This is a genomic window from Winogradskyella aurantia, assembly GCF_002266855.1.
Classification (GTDB): domain Bacteria; phylum Bacteroidota; class Bacteroidia; order Flavobacteriales; family Flavobacteriaceae; genus Winogradskyella; species Winogradskyella aurantia.
In genome coordinates, this window is record NZ_NGJN01000005.1 from 1 (window position 1) to 17,343 (window position 17,343).

Annotated in this window: 18 protein-coding genes and 1 tRNA gene; 10 read left to right on the forward strand and 9 right to left on the reverse strand. The window is 36.3% G+C overall.

Features of this window, described 5'->3' with window-relative positions:
* Window positions 1–124 (forward strand): T9SS type B sorting domain-containing protein (locus CA834_RS09650; protein WP_133085482.1); only part of this gene is annotated, 124 nt, incomplete at its 5' end.
* A 69-nt stretch (window positions 125–193) separates the two neighbouring features.
* On the opposite strand, the gene CA834_RS09655 is transcribed toward CA834_RS09650, so the two are convergent.
* Together CA834_RS09655 and CA834_RS09660 are read right to left on the reverse strand one after the other, a co-directional pair.
* On the reverse strand, window positions 194–1,705 hold the full coding sequence (locus CA834_RS09655; protein ID WP_094968503.1) for an OmpP1/FadL family transporter: 1,512 nt from the start codon (window positions 1,703–1,705) through the stop codon (window positions 194–196).
* Between the two features lie 33 nt (window positions 1,706–1,738).
* A complete protein-coding gene (locus CA834_RS09660) occupies window positions 1,739–2,851 on the reverse strand; it encodes a hypothetical protein (RefSeq protein ID WP_094968504.1) in 1,113 nt (370 codons plus the stop codon).
* A gap of 101 nt (window positions 2,852–2,952) precedes the next feature.
* On the opposite strand from CA834_RS09660, the gene proS reads away from it, so the two are divergent.
* The 3 genes from proS (at window position 2,953) to rpsT (ending at window position 4,884) form a co-directional block, all read left to right on the forward strand.
* On the forward strand, window positions 2,953–4,431 hold the full coding sequence (proS, locus tag CA834_RS09665) for a proline--tRNA ligase (RefSeq protein ID WP_094968505.1): 1,479 nt from the start codon (window positions 2,953–2,955) through the stop codon (window positions 4,429–4,431).
* Window positions 4,432–4,537: 106 nt separating this feature from the next.
* A tRNA-Glu gene (locus CA834_RS09670) sits at window positions 4,538–4,609 on the forward strand.
* A 23-nt stretch (window positions 4,610–4,632) separates the two neighbouring features.
* Window positions 4,633–4,884: a 30S ribosomal protein S20 gene (gene rpsT, locus CA834_RS09675; protein ID WP_094968506.1), complete on the forward strand. Its 252-nt coding sequence runs from the start codon at window positions 4,633–4,635 to the stop codon at window positions 4,882–4,884.
* A gap of 83 nt (window positions 4,885–4,967) precedes the next feature.
* Here rpsT and rho read toward each other — a convergent pair whose 3' ends face one another.
* Entirely contained in the window at window positions 4,968–6,590 is a 1,623-nt protein-coding gene (gene rho, locus CA834_RS09680) for a transcription termination factor Rho (protein ID WP_094968507.1), read from the reverse strand.
* 215 nt (window positions 6,591–6,805) lie between these two features.
* On the opposite strand from rho, the gene CA834_RS09685 reads away from it, so the two are divergent.
* On the forward strand, window positions 6,806–7,216 hold the full coding sequence (locus CA834_RS09685) for a DUF4293 domain-containing protein (RefSeq protein ID WP_094968508.1): 411 nt from the start codon (window positions 6,806–6,808) through the stop codon (window positions 7,214–7,216).
* A 57-nt stretch (window positions 7,217–7,273) separates the two neighbouring features.
* Here CA834_RS09685 and CA834_RS09690 read toward each other — a convergent pair whose 3' ends face one another.
* Window positions 7,274–7,771, reverse strand: a complete 498-nt coding sequence (locus CA834_RS09690) for a metallophosphoesterase family protein (protein WP_094968509.1) — start codon at window positions 7,769–7,771, stop codon at window positions 7,274–7,276.
* A gap of 74 nt (window positions 7,772–7,845) precedes the next feature.
* Between CA834_RS09690 and truA the strand changes: the two genes are divergently transcribed.
* Both truA and CA834_RS09700 read left to right on the forward strand, forming a co-directional pair.
* Window positions 7,846–8,592: a tRNA pseudouridine(38-40) synthase TruA gene (truA, locus tag CA834_RS09695; RefSeq protein WP_094968510.1), complete on the forward strand. Its 747-nt coding sequence runs from the start codon at window positions 7,846–7,848 to the stop codon at window positions 8,590–8,592.
* 45 nt (window positions 8,593–8,637) lie between these two features.
* Window positions 8,638–10,404 carry an ABC transporter ATP-binding protein gene (locus tag CA834_RS09700; protein ID WP_094968511.1) on the forward strand — a complete coding sequence of 589 codons (1,767 nt, stop codon included), beginning with the start codon at window positions 8,638–8,640 and terminating at the stop codon, window positions 10,402–10,404.
* Between the two features lie 3 nt (window positions 10,405–10,407).
* On the opposite strand, the gene CA834_RS09705 is transcribed toward CA834_RS09700, so the two are convergent.
* From CA834_RS09705 to folP, 5 genes are read right to left on the reverse strand one after another with little or no spacing between them, the layout of a single operon-like run.
* On the reverse strand, window positions 10,408–11,211 hold the full coding sequence (locus CA834_RS09705; RefSeq protein ID WP_165764787.1) for a DUF3667 domain-containing protein: 804 nt from the start codon (window positions 11,209–11,211) through the stop codon (window positions 10,408–10,410).
* A gap of 2 nt (window positions 11,212–11,213) precedes the next feature.
* A complete protein-coding gene (locus CA834_RS09710; protein WP_094968513.1) occupies window positions 11,214–12,002 on the reverse strand; it encodes a DUF3667 domain-containing protein in 789 nt (262 codons plus the stop codon).
* Window positions 12,002–12,784 (reverse strand): diadenylate cyclase CdaA, encoded by a 783-nt coding sequence (gene cdaA, locus CA834_RS09715; protein WP_094968514.1) that lies wholly within the window; start codon window positions 12,782–12,784, stop codon window positions 12,002–12,004. Before cdaA ends, CA834_RS09710 begins: the two co-directional genes overlap by 1 nt.
* A 39-nt stretch (window positions 12,785–12,823) precedes the next feature.
* The gene (locus CA834_RS09720) at window positions 12,824–13,510 is read right to left on the reverse strand and encodes a hypothetical protein (RefSeq protein WP_094968515.1); all 687 of its coding nucleotides are present in this window, start codon (window positions 13,508–13,510) and stop codon (window positions 12,824–12,826) included.
* 6 nt (window positions 13,511–13,516) lie between these two features.
* Window positions 13,517–14,341 carry a dihydropteroate synthase gene (folP, locus tag CA834_RS09725; protein ID WP_094968516.1) on the reverse strand — a complete coding sequence of 275 codons (825 nt, stop codon included), beginning with the start codon at window positions 14,339–14,341 and terminating at the stop codon, window positions 13,517–13,519.
* A gap of 94 nt (window positions 14,342–14,435) precedes the next feature.
* Here folP and CA834_RS09730 point away from each other — a divergent pair, with 94 nt between their 5' ends.
* From CA834_RS09730 to CA834_RS09740, 3 genes are all read left to right on the forward strand, one after another.
* Window positions 14,436–14,975 (forward strand): DUF1599 domain-containing protein, encoded by a 540-nt coding sequence (locus tag CA834_RS09730; RefSeq protein WP_094968770.1) that lies wholly within the window; start codon window positions 14,436–14,438, stop codon window positions 14,973–14,975.
* A gap of 87 nt (window positions 14,976–15,062) precedes the next feature.
* Window positions 15,063–16,157, forward strand: a complete 1,095-nt coding sequence (locus CA834_RS09735; protein WP_094968517.1) for a BT_3928 family protein — start codon at window positions 15,063–15,065, stop codon at window positions 16,155–16,157.
* A gap of 82 nt (window positions 16,158–16,239) precedes the next feature.
* Window positions 16,240–17,316 (forward strand): ABC transporter permease, encoded by a 1,077-nt coding sequence (locus tag CA834_RS09740; RefSeq protein ID WP_094968518.1) that lies wholly within the window; start codon window positions 16,240–16,242, stop codon window positions 17,314–17,316.
* Window positions 17,317–17,343: the final 27 nt, after the last annotated feature.

The following is a 17,343-nucleotide window of genomic DNA, read 5'->3' on the forward strand; positions in this document are numbered from 1 at the left end:
CTGGGACGGAACCTTCAACGGGAGCATGATGCCGAGCAGCGATTACTGGTTCACCCTGACCTACAACGAGCCGCTCACGGGAGCGCGAAAGGAATTTAGGGCCCATTTTACCTTGAAACATTAATAACGGACCCTTTCAAACATAAAAAAACCCAGATTATTCTGGGTTTTTTTATGCTTTTATGATATTACTTTAGATGTTGAACGCTAAAGTGAGAATGAAATCATTGAACGTTGAATCAATTTGTGCGCTATCCGTTAAACCTACCGTATAAAGTTGATAGTTGACATCTCTCTGCGAATGGCTAAACGCAAAATCAATGGTCATACCACCAAAATTATAACCAAGTCCAGCGGAGTATCCATTTAAATCACCAAATAGGGCATTATTTATCGTCGGACTTTCTTCGAACCGATACCCTCCTCTAAAACTTATTTGCTTATAGCGGTATTCACCTCCAATACGATAAGAAATTGCAGTGTCAAGCGTGTTGTTTATTTGGTTATTTAAATTTGAGAAAAATATATCTGATGATGGTCTAAATTGAATATTACTATAGTCCTTTAATGAATAGTCAAAACTAATCAATCCTTTATTTCCAAAAACATAGGCCAAACTACCTGTAAGCTTACCAGGGGTTTGGAGTCTGTATTCAGGATAGATATTAATCACATTTGGGCTTATAGTGACTGGACTTTCATCTATTCGTGTTGAAGATAGAAACTGTGATGTTTCTTCAGAGATGCGATACCAAGTTGGTGAGTTGTATGATAAGCCAACCCTAAATTCGTTCGTAATTTTTGCGATAGCACCCAATTGAAACGAAAAACCACCACCGGTAACCAATAGGTCATTGCCAAAATTAACATTTCTCACACTAGACGTTTCATTTGAGTTTGATTCTCTTAAAAATGTGGAACGTTCATAGTTAATGAAATGTGCATTTAAGTTTATTCCAAAATAAATTTTATCTTCATAACTAGTGGCAAAATTGAATGCAAGCTTTCCATTATATCCCCTGCTGGCAAGGGAATATTGTTGATTGAAATCAACACCATTTATATTGCTCGTGTATTGTGTATTTTCATCTGTATCATTGACAGGGTCTATAATATAACCTTCAAATCCTAGAAAAGCCTGTTGGTTACCAAAACCATAAAGAGAGCCAATGGCGCTGTAAGCTTCAGAAAACGTTTCATCTTCAAAGGCTGAGATTTCATCTAAGCGTCTGCCTTGAGCATATTCTAAAAAGTAATTGCCTATACTGGTATTTGGGTTTACGCCACTAGCCAACCAATCTTGGTTAAAATTTGCCGAGCGATCATAGGCAAAACCTAAAGAAAATTTTTTCCAAGGCGAATCGGTGTAATTATTTCGGAAAACGAATACAGCTCCTATTTGATTTAAATCAAAATTTGTATCCGCTGAAGAATTAACCTCATTAAAATAGGAGACGTCGCGGTCTTCGTTGGATAAACCGAAGGTTAATGATGCATGATTTAGATTGAAAATCGCAGCACCTGCAGGGTTTATATTAACAGCTGACATATCACCACCCAATGCGCCAAATGCTCCGCTCATAGCTCTAAATCTTGCCGTTCCCTGAATCTCATCCATAGAATATCTGAGTCCGTCCATTATGTCTTGAGCATTAATTATGGAAATAGAACTAAGGCCTATGAATATTATGATAAATTTTTTCATAAGTATTTTTGATATTACATAAACGTTGTTAGATTAACCTCTACCGCGTCCTCCTCCAGAGGATCTAGAACCACCTGAAGACCTTGAACCTCCCGAGGACCTCATGCTTCCTGAAGACCTTGAACTACTGCCCGAGGACCTCATGGTTCCTGAAGACCTTGAACTTCCTGATGATCTTGAAGGGCTATTGTATATGCGAGTATTACCTGATGAAGCCCTTGGGGTTCGGGAACTTGGTCGTCTAGTAGAATTATTTCTAATATTTCTATTTGGTCGCGTCACTCTTGTGTTTACCCCTCTATTAGATGATTCTGCTCTAATGCCAGTAGTTCTATTCCTTCTATTAATAGTTGAAGAATTATATAATCTACTATTAGCAGAATAATTTCGTCTCGATATAGCTGCATTACTTCTTCCAATTCTGTTTAAATCATTATTGTAAAGCAGTGATCCACGTCTACTGTTAGAAAAAGCTATTCTGTTATTACCGTAGTAACCATTGTTCCATCCCCAACCAGGATAGCCATAGCCAGCACCCCACCAGCCTCCAAGACCCAGGCCCCAACCGGGATAACCCCAGCCCCAACCAGGACCCCAGCCCCAGCCTACATTCCATCCCCAGCCTACATTCCATCCCCAGCTGCCCCAGCCTACATTCCATCCCCAGGGATAATATCCAGCTCCACCGGGAAAGCCCCAACCAAATCCTCCATTCCATAACCAAGGGTTATTCCATCCCCAGCCGTTGTCTATAAAGTTTATGGTAACATTTTCGTTGGCTTGTCCCCAACCACCGTAAGGTTCTCTATATAATAACGAGTCTTGGGCTATGGAATCTAATTCTCTTTGGACAGTATCACTTTTATATGAATCTGGGTCCGTAAAAACTTCGTTTTGGGAAGCCGTTATGGCGTCTACCTGCGCTTTATTCTCAGCGAAATAATTTTTAAAATAATTGATATCGCTTGCTGAAGTTGTTACGGGAGCTTGTTCAACAACTTCTTCCTCTTCGTATCTATTATCTGAGTAAATACCATCATTGTCATACCCTACATTTTGGTAAGACCCACATGATGTTAATACCACAAATGTACCAAGGGCAATAAAAAATGGCAATTTTTGAATTGTATTGAATTTAAATTGCATAACTTTTTTATTTAATTGTTGAACATAACAAAAATAGTTAGTTTTGCGCTACTATTTTTTCTATTTAACATAAGCACAATATCTGTGCCAAACAAATTAAAATGGGTAAAAATCTTACAAGTAGGGCAGAAGATTATTCTAAATGGTATAATGAACTTGTCGTTAAGGCTGATTTAGCCGAAAATTCTGCTGTACGAGGCTGCATGGTTATTAAACCTTATGGGTATGCGATTTGGGAGAAAATGCAAGCTGAATTAGATAGGATGTTCAAAGAAACTGGTCATCAGAATGCCTATTTTCCATTATTTGTTCCTAAGAGTTTATTTGAAGCTGAAGAGAAGAATGCGGAAGGTTTTGCCAAAGAGTGCGCCGTAGTAACGCATTATCGACTTGAGAATGACCCGGATAATGTTGGTAAACTAAGAGTTGATCCAAAAGCAAAGTTAGAGGAGGAGTTGGTTGTTAGGCCAACAAGCGAGGTTATCATCTGGAATACGTATAAGAATTGGATACAGAGTTACAGGGATTTGCCGATTTTGATTAACCAATGGGCTAATGTAGTGCGATGGGAAATGCGAACGAGGTTATTTTTAAGAACCGCAGAGTTTTTGTGGCAAGAAGGTCATACAGCGCACGCCACTAAGGAAGAAGCTGTTAAGGAAGCCGAATTGATGAACGATATCTATGCTGAATTTGCAGAGCAGTTTATGGCCATACCCGTAATAAAAGGTGTGAAGACTGAGAGTGAACGCTTTGCAGGAGCCGTTGAAACCTATTGTATCGAAGCGTTAATGCAAGATGGTAAGGCCTTACAGGCCGGGACATCGCACTTTTTAGGTCAAAATTTTGCTAAGGCTTTTGATGTTAAGTATGCAAATAAAGAAGGCACACTTGATTATGTTTGGGCGACTTCTTGGGGGGTGTCCACACGATTAATGGGGGCATTAATTATGACCCATAGCGATGACAGAGGCTTGGTGCTTCCTCCTAATCTAGCGCCATATCAAGTTATTTTTGTACCAATATACAAGAGTGAGGAGCAGCTAAAAGCCATATCAGAGAAAGTCAGTGAATTTATGCAACAGCTTAGGGCACAAGGTATAAGCTGTAAGTATGATGATAGAACTACCCACCGACCTGGTGCTAAGTTTGCACAACATGAATTACAAGGTGTGCCCTTGAGAATCGCTATCGGTCCAAAAGATTTGGAAAATAATACTGTTGAATTGGCCCGAAGAGATACCTTAACCAAAGAGATTATTCAAATGGAGGATATTACAGGTATCTCAAAAGAATTGCTTTCGGATATTCAGGAGACATTGTATAAGAAGGCCTTAACATTCAGGGACACCCATATTACCGAAGTTGATAATTTTCAAGATTTTAAAGACCTCCTTGAAACTAAAACAGGATTTATATCAGCACATTGGGATGGCACCCCTGAGACGGAACAAAAGATTAAAGAGCTAACCAAAGCTACCATACGTTGTATTCCTATGGATAACAAAAAGGAGAATGGTAGCTGTGTATATTCTGGCAAACCTTCAAACCAACGCGTTTTGTTTGCCAAGGCTTATTAAATTTTTTAAAAAATATATATAAGGAGTTGCAACATTTAAAAATAGTTGTATTTTTGCATCCGCAATGTGAACATTGTGGCTCATTGAAGAGTGAAAACAACTTAATGGCCCGTTCGTCTATCGGCTAGGACGCCAGGTTTTCATCCTGGTAAGAGGGGTTCGATTCCCCTACGGGCTACAATTTTTTAATAAAAAAACATAATGGCAAATCATAAGTCAGCTTTAAAAAGAATTAGAAGTAACGAAAAGAGACGTGTACTGAATAGATATCAGCACAAAACGACTCGTAATGCGATTAAAAAATTGCGTGAAATTACAGATGCAAAAGAAGCAGAGAAAACGTTACCTTCTGTTATTGGTATGATTGATAAATTAGCCAAGAAAAATATTATTCATTCTAATAAAGCTAATAATTTAAAGTCGCAATTGACAAAGCACGTGGCTGCATTGTAATAAGGATAATACAATTAAGAGAATTATATAAAAAGCATTTCCATTTGGAAAGGCTTTTTTAGTTTTAAGTCTTTTATAATGTATTAACCATTCATTGAAATTAAGAACTCTTCATTGTTTCGAGTTTGTTTGAAACGGTCATTTATAAATTCCATAGCTTCAACAGGATTCATATCTGCGAGATACTTACGCATTACCCACATTCGTTGAATAGTATTGTCGTCTAACAATAAATCATCACGTCTTGTGCTTGATGACATTAAATCAATAGCAGGGAAGATTCTTCGATTAGAAATTTTACGATCCAATTGAAGCTCCATATTTCCTGTCCCTTTAAACTCTTCGAAAATAACTTCATCCATTTTAGAACCTGTTTCGGTTAACGCAGTCGCAATAATGGTTAAGGAACCCCCATTTTCAATATTTCTGGCCGCACCAAAGAAACGTTTTGGTTTGTGTAAAGCGTTAGCGTCTACACCACCCGATAATATTTTACCTGATGCTGGTTGTACCGTATTATATGCTCTAGCTAAACGTGTAATGGAGTCTAATAAGATGACTACATCGTGTCCGCATTCAACCAAACGTTTAGCTTTCTCTAAAACAATATTGGCAATTTTTACATGCTCGTGTGCTTCTTTGTCAAACGTAGAAGCAATTACTTCACCATTAACATGACGTTGCATATCCGTGACTTCTTCAGGACGTTCGTCAATTAACAATATCATCTGATAGACCTCTGGATGATTTGCTGCAATTGCGTTGGCCACGTCTTTAAGTAACATGGTCTTACCTGTCTTAGGTTGTGACACAATCATACCCCGCTGACCTTTGCCAATGGGTGCAAACAAATCCATGATGCGAGTCGATATCGTAGATTGCCTTTCTGCAATATTAAATTTTTCCTGAGGGAACAATGGTGTTAAATGTTCAAACGCAACTCGGTCTCTTACCACTTGAGGATTCTGGCCGTTTATTTTACTCACTTTAATAAGCGGGAAGTATTTTTCGCCTTCTTTCGGAGGACGTACATGACCAAGAACCGTATCTCCAGTTTTTAAACCGAACAGTCTTATCTGCGATTGGGACACATAGATATCATCTGGAGAGGATAAGTAGTTATAATCAGATGACCTTAAAAATCCATAACCATCTTGCATGATATCTAAAACGCCTTCACTTTCAATTATGGCATCAAATTCAAAATCTGGCTCACGGTAGCGATTACGACTGTCCTTGTTGCCATTATTTGAACTATTATTAGTGTTTTTGCTTCTACTGTTGTTATCTTTTGAACGACTTTGTGGTCTATTATCGTTGCCTTGATTTTGGTTAGAGCGTTTATTGTTGTCCTTACGGTGACTAGGCTTTTTATCCTGAGCACCACTATTTTGCTTGTTTTGTGTATCTTGTTTTTTAGAACTGTCGCCTTCATTTTTACTATTTGAAGACTTATTGTCCTTATTATCTTGTGGTTTTTTCTGAGCTCTTGGAGATTGTTGTCTAGGGCTGTTTTGTTTTGGCTCAGTTTTATTGTCTGCTTCTACCTTGGCCTTGACGGCTTGAGGATTAGCAGCTTGATAATCTAAAATTTGATAAACCAAATCCAGTTTTTTCAAACTGCGATATTTAGGAACCTTAAGTTGTTTTGCTATATCCTGTAGCTCAGGAAGCTTTTTAGCTTTTAACTGGGAAATTTCGAACATTCGTGTGTGATATATTGTATAATAACTTTGATATAATTAATTCAAGATTTTCTAAATGAAATAAAAAGAAAAAAAGTGAAATTAACTTGGAAGATTTGACGAAGCCATTAGAAAATGGTTTCTTTCTAATGCAATAATACAATTTTATTTTAAAATAATTTCTATCTTTTTAAAAAATAAACTACTAATTTTGCAGAGATTTTGAGATAACGGTAATGATTCAGCGTATACAAACACTATATTTAGCGTTAGCGATTATTTTTTCGGCAGGGTTGATTTTTGTATTCCATCTTTGGGAAGACACAGCGGGTGAAAAGATATTTGCTCTAGATAATTACACCTATTTAGGCTTGTTTTTAGGGTCTGCGCTATTGTCTCTTATATCAATTTTTAGATTTAAAAACAGGAAGTCCCAATTTGTTTTGGGGCGACTTAATATCATATTAAACTTTATTTTACTAGGAGTCTTCGTTTATCAGTCTCTAAATTTATCTGGAGAAACCAATGTTTCTGAGAAAGGTATTGGGATGCTTCTTCCTATTTTTTCTATTGTGTGTTTAGTCTTGGCAAACAAGGCTATTAAAAAGGATGAAGATCTTGTAAAATCTGTGGACAGATTGCGATGAACCTAACATCTTAGTAGTATTAGTGAGAAAAACCCAGACACTGCCGTCTGGGTTTTTTTAATATCTTTTATCAAACTCTATAACTTCGAGGTCCTCTATAGTAGCCTTGTTTATCTTAAAGCGCAGCATGGTCCTTATTTTATGGAAGCCATGCTTGCCCACTGCACCAGGGTTCATATGAAGTAGATTTAATTTTTTATCGGGCATGACCTTAAGGATATGCGAGTGGCCACAGATAAAAATATCTGGCGGATTGGCTGTAAGTTCGTTTCTAACCTTACTGTTGTAATTAGGTGGATAACCTCCGATATGGGTTATCCAAATATCCATCCCCTCACATTGAAACCGGTTGTGCAACGGAAATTCAGTTCTTGCCTTGGCGTCATCGATATTGCCAAAAACCGCTTTGAGTGGTTTTAAGGCCTTTATTTGATCAGTTACGTTTAAGTCGCCAATATCTCCAGCGTGCCATACTTCATCGGCTTGTTTTACATATTTAAGAATGCCCTCATCTATATGTCCATGTGTATCTGATAATAGGAGTATCTTTCGCATTAAGATAATATTGTGATTTTACCTACTGATTCTAATTATATTTGTACTTCTTTAAGCAAAAATAGGGCAATCTTTTGAGATATTTTGTAGAGTTCTCATATAACGGTAAGGCGTATCATGGATGGCAACGACAACCTAACTCCATATCTGTGCAAGAGGTTTTGGAGACAGCTTTGAGTACTATTTTAAAAGAAGAGATAAGCTTGTTAGGTGCAGGAAGAACAGATACCGGTGTACATGCTTCTCAAATGTTCGCCCATTTTGACCTTAACCATATAGTTGACAAAAGTGATTTGGTTTATAAATTGAATTCATTTTTACCTACTGATATTGCTGTACGCGATTTATTTGAGGTAAAACCAGATGCTCATGCTAGGTTCGATGCACTTAGTAGAATGTATCACTACAGAATCTCTACATCTAAAAATGTATTTGGATTTGACTTTACATATAGTATTCAACAGCCCTTGAACGTTGAAGCTATGCAAGAGGCGTGCAAAATCTTATTTGACTATAAGAATTTTCAATGTTTTTCTAAAAGCAATACGGATGTAAAGACCTATAACTGTGATATTATGGAGGCTAGTTGGGAGAAAAAGGATGACGAGATTCTGTTTATAATTAAGGCGGATCGTTTTCTGAGAAACATGGTTAGGGCTATCGTAGGCACCATGGTAAATATAGGTTTGGGAAAAGTAAAGCCTGAAGAGATGCACCAGATTATTGCGTCTAAGGATAGGAGTAAAGCTGGTTTTTCAGTACCAGCACATGGTTTGTATTTGGTTGAAATAACGTATCCTGATGATTTAAAATTGAAATGAACTAATTTAGTAGTGAGTTAATAATTCCTGTGAAACGGGCAAGAAATGGCAGAAAAGGAAAAAAAGATATTTGATGTTTCGTTATTTAAACGACTATTGCAGTATATACAGCCCTATCGTACCGTATTTATAGTTTCGTTGTTTTGCGTTATTGGATTATCCCTTTTTGGTGCTTTGAGGCCATATGTATTACAGCAGGCCATTGACACCCAGATTGCCCAGAAAAAGTATGATGGCTTTGTTATTTACATTGTCATTATGTTGGTTCTACTTTTGGTAGAGGTATTTTCCCAATTATTGTTTATTTATTATGCCAGCTGGTTGGGCCAATCCGTCGTTAGGGATATTAGGGTGAAGTTGTTTAAGCATATGCTAAAGTTTAAAATGACCTATTTTGATAAATCTTCAGTAGGTGTTTTAATCACTAGAGCCGTAACCGACATGGAGCGTATTGCCGATATTTTTGGCGAAGGTTTATTTATGATATTTAGCGATATTCTTAAAATGCTTGTTGTTGCTGGTTTCATGCTCTACATGAACTGGAAATTAAGTCTTGTAGTATTTACAACTTTACCGCTCATTATTTTCGCAACCAAAATATTTCAAAAGTATATGAAACGTGCTTTTGAGGATGTACGAACAGAAGTTTCTAATTTAAACTCCTTTGTTCAGGAGCGGGTAACCGGAATGAAAATTCTACAGCTTTTTACAAGAGAGACAACAGAATACAAAAAGTTTAAGGCCATAAATGAACGTCATAAAAAAGGATGGTTAAAAACGGTGTGGTATAATTCTATATTTTTTCCAATTGCCGAATTTTTATCTTCTTTAACCATGGGAGCCGTTATTTGGCTAGGTGGACTCAACACTGTGATTGGTCAAACGGCTAGTATGGGTGACTTAATTGCCTTTACTATGTTTATTCCCATGCTATTTAGACCCTTGAATCAAATCGCAAATAAGTTCAATACACTTCAAATGGGAATGGTGGCGGCTGACCGCGTTTTTAAAGTACTTGATACGGATTCTAATATTGATGATACGGGTACTATTGAAGCTAACCATTTTCAGGGTGAAATAGAATTTGATAACGTTCGTTTCTCCTATGTAAAGGATGAGGAGGTACTAAAGGGTGTTTCATTTAAAGTGGAAGCTGGACAAACTGTAGCTATCGTGGGTGCTACTGGTGCAGGAAAGTCGACCATTATTAATTTGCTCAATCGCTTCTATGAAATTAATTCTGGCAGTATCCGAATAGATGGTGAAGATATAAGAGCCATGACCTTAAGTTCCTTGCGAAATCAAATAGCGGTTGTTCTGCAGGATGTATTTTTATTTGCTGATACCATATTGAATAATATAACCTTGAATAACGAATACATCACCGAGGAGGATGTTATTACTGCAGCTAAATCTATCGGAATTCATGAGTTTATCTCTAGTTTGCCCGGAGGTTACCATTACAATGTCAAAGAACGTGGTGTGATGTTATCTTCTGGGCAGCGTCAGTTGATTTCGTTTTTAAGGGCTTATGTCACTAACCCTAGTATTCTAATTTTAGATGAGGCCACATCTTCGGTGGACTCCTATTCAGAGCAACTCATACAAGATGCTACGGATACCATAACCAAAGGAAGAACGTCTATTGTTATTGCCCATCGATTAGCTACTGTGCAACAAGCTGATAAAATTATAGTTATGGATGCTGGGCAAATCGTAGAAATGGGAACACACAAGTCTTTGCTTAAAAAGAAAGATGGGTATTATAAAAATCTATATGAGGTTCAGTTTTTGAAAGCTGAAACGGTTTAAGATTTATGCCTTGGGTTTAAAGTCTTCTATATTATACTGGCCAGTTACAAACCCCATAATAAAAGATACTATTCCAAGAATAACATAAAGGACAAAGAAAATTGCCAAAAATAAAATGGTCTTTACGAACAACTCCAACTTACTGAGATCGAAAATACGTTTGAGTAAATAGCAGTGATATAAGAGAATTATTGGGTATGTTAAAAAAATAAAAGTGATGTAGAACGTTGGATTTAAAAGCAATATAATCTGACCAGCAACAACAGAAAAAATAGAAACTAACGACATGCTGTAAAGGTAAATTACAATATGTTCAGTAAAGTTGTATTTCTTGTCCCAAAAAACAACCCATGAAATCAGACCAAAAACCGGTACAATTGCAGAATAAATTAAGGAGCTATATTCCATGGTGTCACTTGCGGAATAATTAGCTAAAGCTTTCTGTGATGCAGGATTATTGAAAATTTCTAGACTCGACATCCAAGCCACAATATCAAAATACTCAAGATAAAATTTTTGAATCAGAAAGACCGACAAACCAGAGAGTGTTAAGGACAAGCCGAAGAAGCTGATTGGATTAACATAGCGCTTCCTAACACCATCAATATAAGTTGCGATAACATCTTCGGGTTTTTTACATAAATCGATAATAGTTCTTAGTAGTTTGTTGTCATAATTAAAAAAGGTTTCACTTAAATGTTCAAATAAGTTTTTAAGGGTTAAACGCTTTCTTACAACCTTTCCACCGCAACTGCTGCAGTAATCAAACCCCTCTTGTAACTCAGTATAGCAGTTTTTACAATTCATTATCATTTATTTAAAAGTCCTATGGTAATAACTGCAGCTATAAGTGATAAAATCAATCCAAGAATTATATAGCCAGCAATGTAAACCACAATCACCAACAAGAGCTTAGCTATAGTGTCAACGTGACGTTCGTTAAATACACGTTTCAGTATAAAATACCAATAGATAAAATAAGGTATCATTAATAAGGTGGAAACAATTAAATAGTTAAGTCCAAATAATAAGAACAGGATACTTAAAACAGCAGTTATTATTATTACTTGTGCGGAATAATAAAGGTTTATAACTATATGTTCGGTAAAATTATAACGTCTTTCATTTACAAGATAATAAACAAACCATGTAGAAAAAGCGGAAATCGGAACTCCAATAATATAAAACAAGCCTTGATAATTTGTAAAAAAACCAAAATCCATATCCTTAAATGGATTGTTTTCTTGGCCTGGCATATTTTCTAATTTTTCATACATATTAATGTCTAGTGCTTCCTTAAAAAAGGTTGACATCAAAAAAACTTGAATCCCGGCTAGTGTTAAGGCAAATGCAAAATATTGTAAAACATCCACATATTTCTTTCTTGTGCCATCAATGTAGCCTACAATAACATCCTCAGGCTTGGTAAATAAAGTTATGAACGTACTTAACAACCTGTTGTCAATGGATAAAAATTCCTCATTGATTTGATTGGCAATGACCTTGAGCGTAAGCCTGTTTTGCAGTATTTTAGCCCCACACTCGTCACAAAACCTCTGGCTGTCTCTCAAACTATTGTGGCAATTTTTACAGTCCATCAGCCCAAATCCTTTTTAATTTTCTTCATGAGTTCATCGGTATCTTTAAACATCACAAACTCCCCATTTTTTAAATAGGATATTTGTCCGGTTTCTTCACTTACGGCAATGGCCAAGGCATCCGTTTTTTCGGTTATACCAACAGCAGCTCTATGCCTTAAACCGAAACGTTCTGGAATATTTTTCTCATTGTTAACAGGTAAAATTACTCGGGTTGCTTTAACAATGTTATTGTCAATAATTATTGCGCCATCATGAAGTGGACTATTCTTAAAAAAAATACTTTCTATAATGGGTTGAGAGACCAAGATATTCATTTCATCTCCTGTGTTGGTGAGAAAGTCGAGGTTATTGTTGCGTTCAATAACGATTAACGCGCCAGTATTGGAGGCTGCCATTTTAGTACAGGCCTTTACTATAGCTTCAACATCGGTAGTCGTTTGATCATCGTTTTTTAAGAACTTAAAATTTTTGAAAAGCCCTTTTTTTCCTGCAATATTGGTAGAGCCAACTAGTAGGAGAAACTTACGTATCTCGGGTTGAAAGACAACGATTAAGGCTATAATCCCTACCTTCATAAATCCATCAAATATGCTGTAGAGCATATACATATTGAGATAGTCCGTTAAGCGCCAGGCAAAATAAATAATGAGAATACCAATGAAAATATTAACGGCAACTGTCCCTTTTACAAGTCGGTAAATATAGTAGAGTAGAATGGCCACGAGGAATACATCTACAAAATCTATGAATCTAAAATCCCACAATTGTAAGTTGTCCAAGGTTAGCGCTTTTTGCTAATTTAACAAATAAAAATAGGATTATTGAAATAGATATTCAATTTTAGAAATTTTAAGAACATCTCTAGGTAACTGGTCTAGATAACTCTTTATGGTGATATAGCGTTGAAATGATAAGGTATCTTCAAAAAATAAAATGATATGGCTTGATTCTATCGATTCCAGTAGCTTGTAAAAATCGCTGTAATTTTTAATATCCTTAATTTCAGCCAGTATTATCTTAACATCGCCATCTAAGTCTATAAGTTTCATACTCCCATCTTGGTAACATTTAATTAGGGTATAGTGTTCTTGGTTTGATTTGCTGAATTCGATAAAGTCTGGATTTTCATTTTTGTAGAAGACATCAGTAAATTCGATAAACCCTAAATTATTGATAGATATATTATTACAGGTATAAAAGTTTTTGGCATTTTCATTTTTGTGCATTTGTGCATTACGCTTTTTGTCTTGCATAAATGTTATATGGGGAATGGCTTGCCTTAAAGATAGGCGCTTATCAACGTTGACGAGCCAGTTGGTTGTGCTAATTAAGTTTTTGCGATTTAAATGGCTAGAATCCGGTTGGGTTTCATCATAAAAAACATAGGCTGGAGAAACATCAAGGACTTTTGTGATTTTAGTGCGTGTAACTTCGGGTAATAGAATTACGCGTTCATTAGAACAGTTAAAGCAACATAATATTATAAGTAATAGGATTTTTCGCATAACTCATTAAAAATTCAGCTTACTAAACAATGTAACGCATTCCACAGCTTCTTTGACATCATGTACACGAAGAATTTTAGCTCCTTTTTGTAAGGCTACCATATGAAGTGCCGTGGTACCGTTTAAAGCACTTGCTGAATCTGTTTGCAGCGGTTTGTAGACCATGGATTTTCTTGAAATACCAACTAAAATCGGTTTATCGGCTATTTTCAATAATTCCATTTTTTGCAATAATTCGTAATTCTGTCTAAGGGTTTTTGCAAAACCAAAACCAGGGTCAATAATAATGTCATTGATTTTTGCCTTGTGAGCTTTGGCAATACGTTCTGAAAAGTAGGAAAGCATTTCTTTGATCAAATCCTCATAGTCAGTTTGCTCTTGCATGGTTTTAGGGTTACCTTTCATATGCATCATAATGTAAGGCACACCCATTTTGCCAATTGTTGGTATCATTTCGCCATCGAGATGACCCGCTGAAATATCATTTATTAGCGCAGCTCCTGCATCAATGCTTGCTTTTGCAACAGTACTCCTGAAGGTGTCTATGGATAAGATTGCATGGGGAAACGTTTTCAGAATCAATTCTACCATTGGGATAACCCGCTGTAATTCTTCTGATACGCTGACATGATCTGCTCCGGGTCTGGAGCTGTAACCCCCAATGTCTATAAAAGTAGCACCTTCATGGAACATTTTCCCTACCTGATTTAGAATCGCGGTTTCATCTTTGTATTGCCCGCCATCATAAAACGAATCCGGGGTTACGTTGAGTATGCCCATTACTTTAGGGCTAGATAAATCAATGAGTTGGCCTTTACAATTTATGGTCATTACAGGTGTAGGATACTAAGGTTAAAACTTTAAACCTCAAACTTTGAACTTCTAATTTATTTATGCGAAATTTACGGAAATTTTAATGGATTACATGCAAGACACTTCTAAAGAATACGATGCCATTGTTGAAGAATGCCGTACGCTATTTATAAAAAAAATGAGTGATTATGGTAGTGCGTGGCGCATCCTTAGACTCCCCTCACTTACAGACCAAATCTTTATAAAAGCACAGCGTATTAGAAGTTTACAGGAAAATGCCGTAAGAAAGGTAGATGAAGGTGAAAAAAGTGAGTTTATTGGTATTATCAATTATTGCCTTATGGCTCTAATTCAACTAGAGAAAGGAGTTGTTGAGCACCCCGATTTAAATGTTGATGAGGCAACGAGATTATACGATGAAAAAATTGCCTTAACCAAACAGCTAATGCTAGATAAGAACCATGATTATGGCGAAGCATGGCGCGATATGAGGGTAAGTTCCTTGACCGATTTGATTTTGCAGAAGCTATTGCGTGTTAAGCAAATTGAAGATAATGCGGGTAAAACCTTGGTAAGTGAAGGTATTGATGCTAATTATCAAGACATGATAAATTACGCCATCTTTGCATTGATTCATTTGAAAGAAAGTTGAATAATGCTGTCTAGCTGAGCATAGTCAAAGCCTGCTGCATTTAATTAATTTAAAAGATTCCTGTTCCCGCAGGAATGATAAAAAAACATGAAGTATTTAGTACAATTAAGTAGAGTTTTTGTTGGAATATTATTTATAATCTCTGGGTTTATAAAACTCAATGATCCACTTGGCTTTTCATATAAGCTCGTAGAATATTTTGGTGCAGACGTTTTAAATTTAGAATTTTTAATTCCTTATGCATTAGGTATTTCGGTCTTTGTTGTGGTACTCGAGGTGGTATTGGGGGTGTTTCTATTGATTGGTTACAAAATTAAGTTCACGATTTGGAGCCTTTTAGCCATGATTGTTTTCTTTACCTTTCTCACCTTTTATTCAGCTTATTTCGATAAGGTCAAAGACTGTGGTTGTTTTGGTGATGCATTAAAACTTACACCATGGGAGAGTTTTACGAAGGACGTTGTTTTATTGGTGCTTATTTTGGTTTTGGTTTTAGGCATCAAATACATTAAACCTTTATTTTCACAGTTGCCTAACACCATAATTGCACTTATTGCATTTATTGTATCCCTATGGTTTGGTTACCACGTATTGATGCACTTGCCTGCCATAGACTTTAGAGCTTATAAAATCGGCAATAACCTTCAAGAGCAAATGATAATACCAGTAGATGCTGCTAAACCCATCACTGAATACACATGGACGTTTAGTGTTGATGGTGAACAACAGACTTTTGTCACCGATGGCAGTTATCCAAATGTAGATGGAGAGTATATCGGCGTGGAAACCAAATTGATTGACGAGGGTTATATACCACCCATACAGGATTTTTCAATTGAATCTAATGACGAAGATTTAACCGCTGAATTTTTAAACGAAAAGCATTTGATTATTGTTGCCATGTACAGTATTACTAATGCTGAGTTAGATGGTGTAGTAAAGCTTAAAGCGTTCACCGATGAGGCTATGAAAAAAGGTTATACAGTTATTGGATTAACCTCTTCCGGTGAAGAAGACAAGGAGAATATTACATCACAATACGAATTGAATTTCAATTTTTATTTGTGCGATGAGAAAGTTATTAAAACCATTGTAAGAGCCAACCCAGGTATTGTTGTGCTAAACAAAGGTACGGTAACCCAAAAAGCACATTGGAATGATATAGACGATATTCAACTTTAATGGAATGATAATAACTACTAATACTAGATAGCTTTAAAAGTTTGGTTTGGCAGCATAAGCATTAAAAAAAAAGCACCGTTTCTTGGGAAGATATTTAATTAATAAGATTTTTTACGCCTTTATAACCCTTATGGGTGTGATTACCGTAATTTTCTTTTTGTTCACTATTTTACCTGGTGACCCTGCAAAAATGATGCTCGGCCAAAACCAAACAGCAGATCAGGTTGAGGCAGTAAAACGGAAATATGGATTTGATAAGCCTCTTGGGACGCAGTATTTGTATTACCTCAATGATTTATCGCCACTGTCATTTCATTCCAAGGATAGTGCTGATTATACCTTCTTAAACCCGAATAAATATAACGCTAAATCGCTATTTTCTTTTGGAACTACAAATGTGGCAGTCAAAACACCTTATTTGCGTGAATCCTTTACAAAACAAGGCAAAAGTGTGACGGCGGTTATTGGTGAAACGCTTCCAAATACATTTGTACTTGCTGTATCAGCCATTATTATCGCCATTTTTTTGGGAATTATCCTAGGGATAGTTTCTGCACTTAAACAAGATACCTGGATAGATAGGACGATTCAGGTCTTGAGTACACTGGGTATGAGTGTGCCATCATTTTTTAGTGCTATTTTGTTTGCTTGGGTATTTGGGTTTTTACTGCATGAATATACCAATTTAGAAATGACAGGAAGTTTATACGAATTGGATGATTTTGGAGAGCAAATGACCATAAAATGGAAAAATTTGCTATTACCCGCCATAGTTTTAGGAATCAGGCCCTTGGCTGTTGTTATTCAACTTATGCGAAATTCATTGCTTGAAGTGCTGGGTCAAGATTATATTAGGACAGCAAGGGCCAAAGGCTTAAGTCAATTTAAGGTTATAAAGAATCATGCGGTAAAGAATGCTTTAAATCCTGTGGTAACGGCAATATCGGGTTGGTTCGCCTCCATGTTGGCTGGTGCTGTTTTTGTAGAATATATTTTTGGCTGGAATGGACTAGGAAAAGAAATTGTTAATGCCCTAAATACATTGGATTTACCAGTCATTATGGGTGCGGTTCTGGTCATAGCTATCGTTTTTATAACTATAAATATTTTTGTCGATTTCATTTATGCATGGTTAGACCCAAGAGTGAAGCTATCCTGATAATTAGATGATAGTAGTCACTAACTA

What these genes read in the sequence shown, in the direction of transcription:
- CA834_RS09655 (WP_094968503.1), bottom strand. Translation starts at nt 1,705, where the DNA reads ATGAAAAAATTTATCATAATATTCATAGGCCTTAGTTCTATTTCCATA.
- CA834_RS09660 (WP_094968504.1), bottom strand. Translation starts at nt 2,851, where the DNA reads ATGCAATTTAAATTCAATACAATTCAAAAATTGCCATTTTTTATTGCC.
- proS (WP_094968505.1), top strand. Translation starts at nt 2,953, where the DNA reads ATGGGTAAAAATCTTACAAGTAGGGCAGAAGATTATTCTAAATGGTAT.
- rpsT (WP_094968506.1), top strand. Translation starts at nt 4,633, where the DNA reads ATGGCAAATCATAAGTCAGCTTTAAAAAGAATTAGAAGTAACGAAAAG.
- rho (WP_094968507.1), bottom strand. Translation starts at nt 6,590, where the DNA reads ATGTTCGAAATTTCCCAGTTAAAAGCTAAAAAGCTTCCTGAGCTACAG.
- CA834_RS09685 (WP_094968508.1), top strand. Translation starts at nt 6,806, where the DNA reads ATGATTCAGCGTATACAAACACTATATTTAGCGTTAGCGATTATTTTT.
- CA834_RS09690 (WP_094968509.1), bottom strand. Translation starts at nt 7,771, where the DNA reads ATGCGAAAGATACTCCTATTATCAGATACACATGGACATATAGATGAG.
- CA834_RS09700 (WP_094968511.1), top strand. Translation starts at nt 8,638, where the DNA reads ATGGCAGAAAAGGAAAAAAAGATATTTGATGTTTCGTTATTTAAACGA.
- CA834_RS09705 (WP_165764787.1), bottom strand. Translation starts at nt 11,211, where the DNA reads ATGAATTGTAAAAACTGCTATACTGAGTTACAAGAGGGGTTTGATTAC.
- CA834_RS09710 (WP_094968513.1), bottom strand. Translation starts at nt 12,002, where the DNA reads ATGGACTGTAAAAATTGCCACAATAGTTTGAGAGACAGCCAGAGGTTT.
- CA834_RS09720 (WP_094968515.1), bottom strand. Translation starts at nt 13,510, where the DNA reads ATGCGAAAAATCCTATTACTTATAATATTATGTTGCTTTAACTGTTCT.
- folP (WP_094968516.1), bottom strand. Translation starts at nt 14,341, where the DNA reads ATGACCATAAATTGTAAAGGCCAACTCATTGATTTATCTAGCCCTAAA.
- CA834_RS09730 (WP_094968770.1), top strand. Translation starts at nt 14,436, where the DNA reads ATGCAAGACACTTCTAAAGAATACGATGCCATTGTTGAAGAATGCCGT.
- CA834_RS09735 (WP_094968517.1), top strand. Translation starts at nt 15,063, where the DNA reads ATGAAGTATTTAGTACAATTAAGTAGAGTTTTTGTTGGAATATTATTT.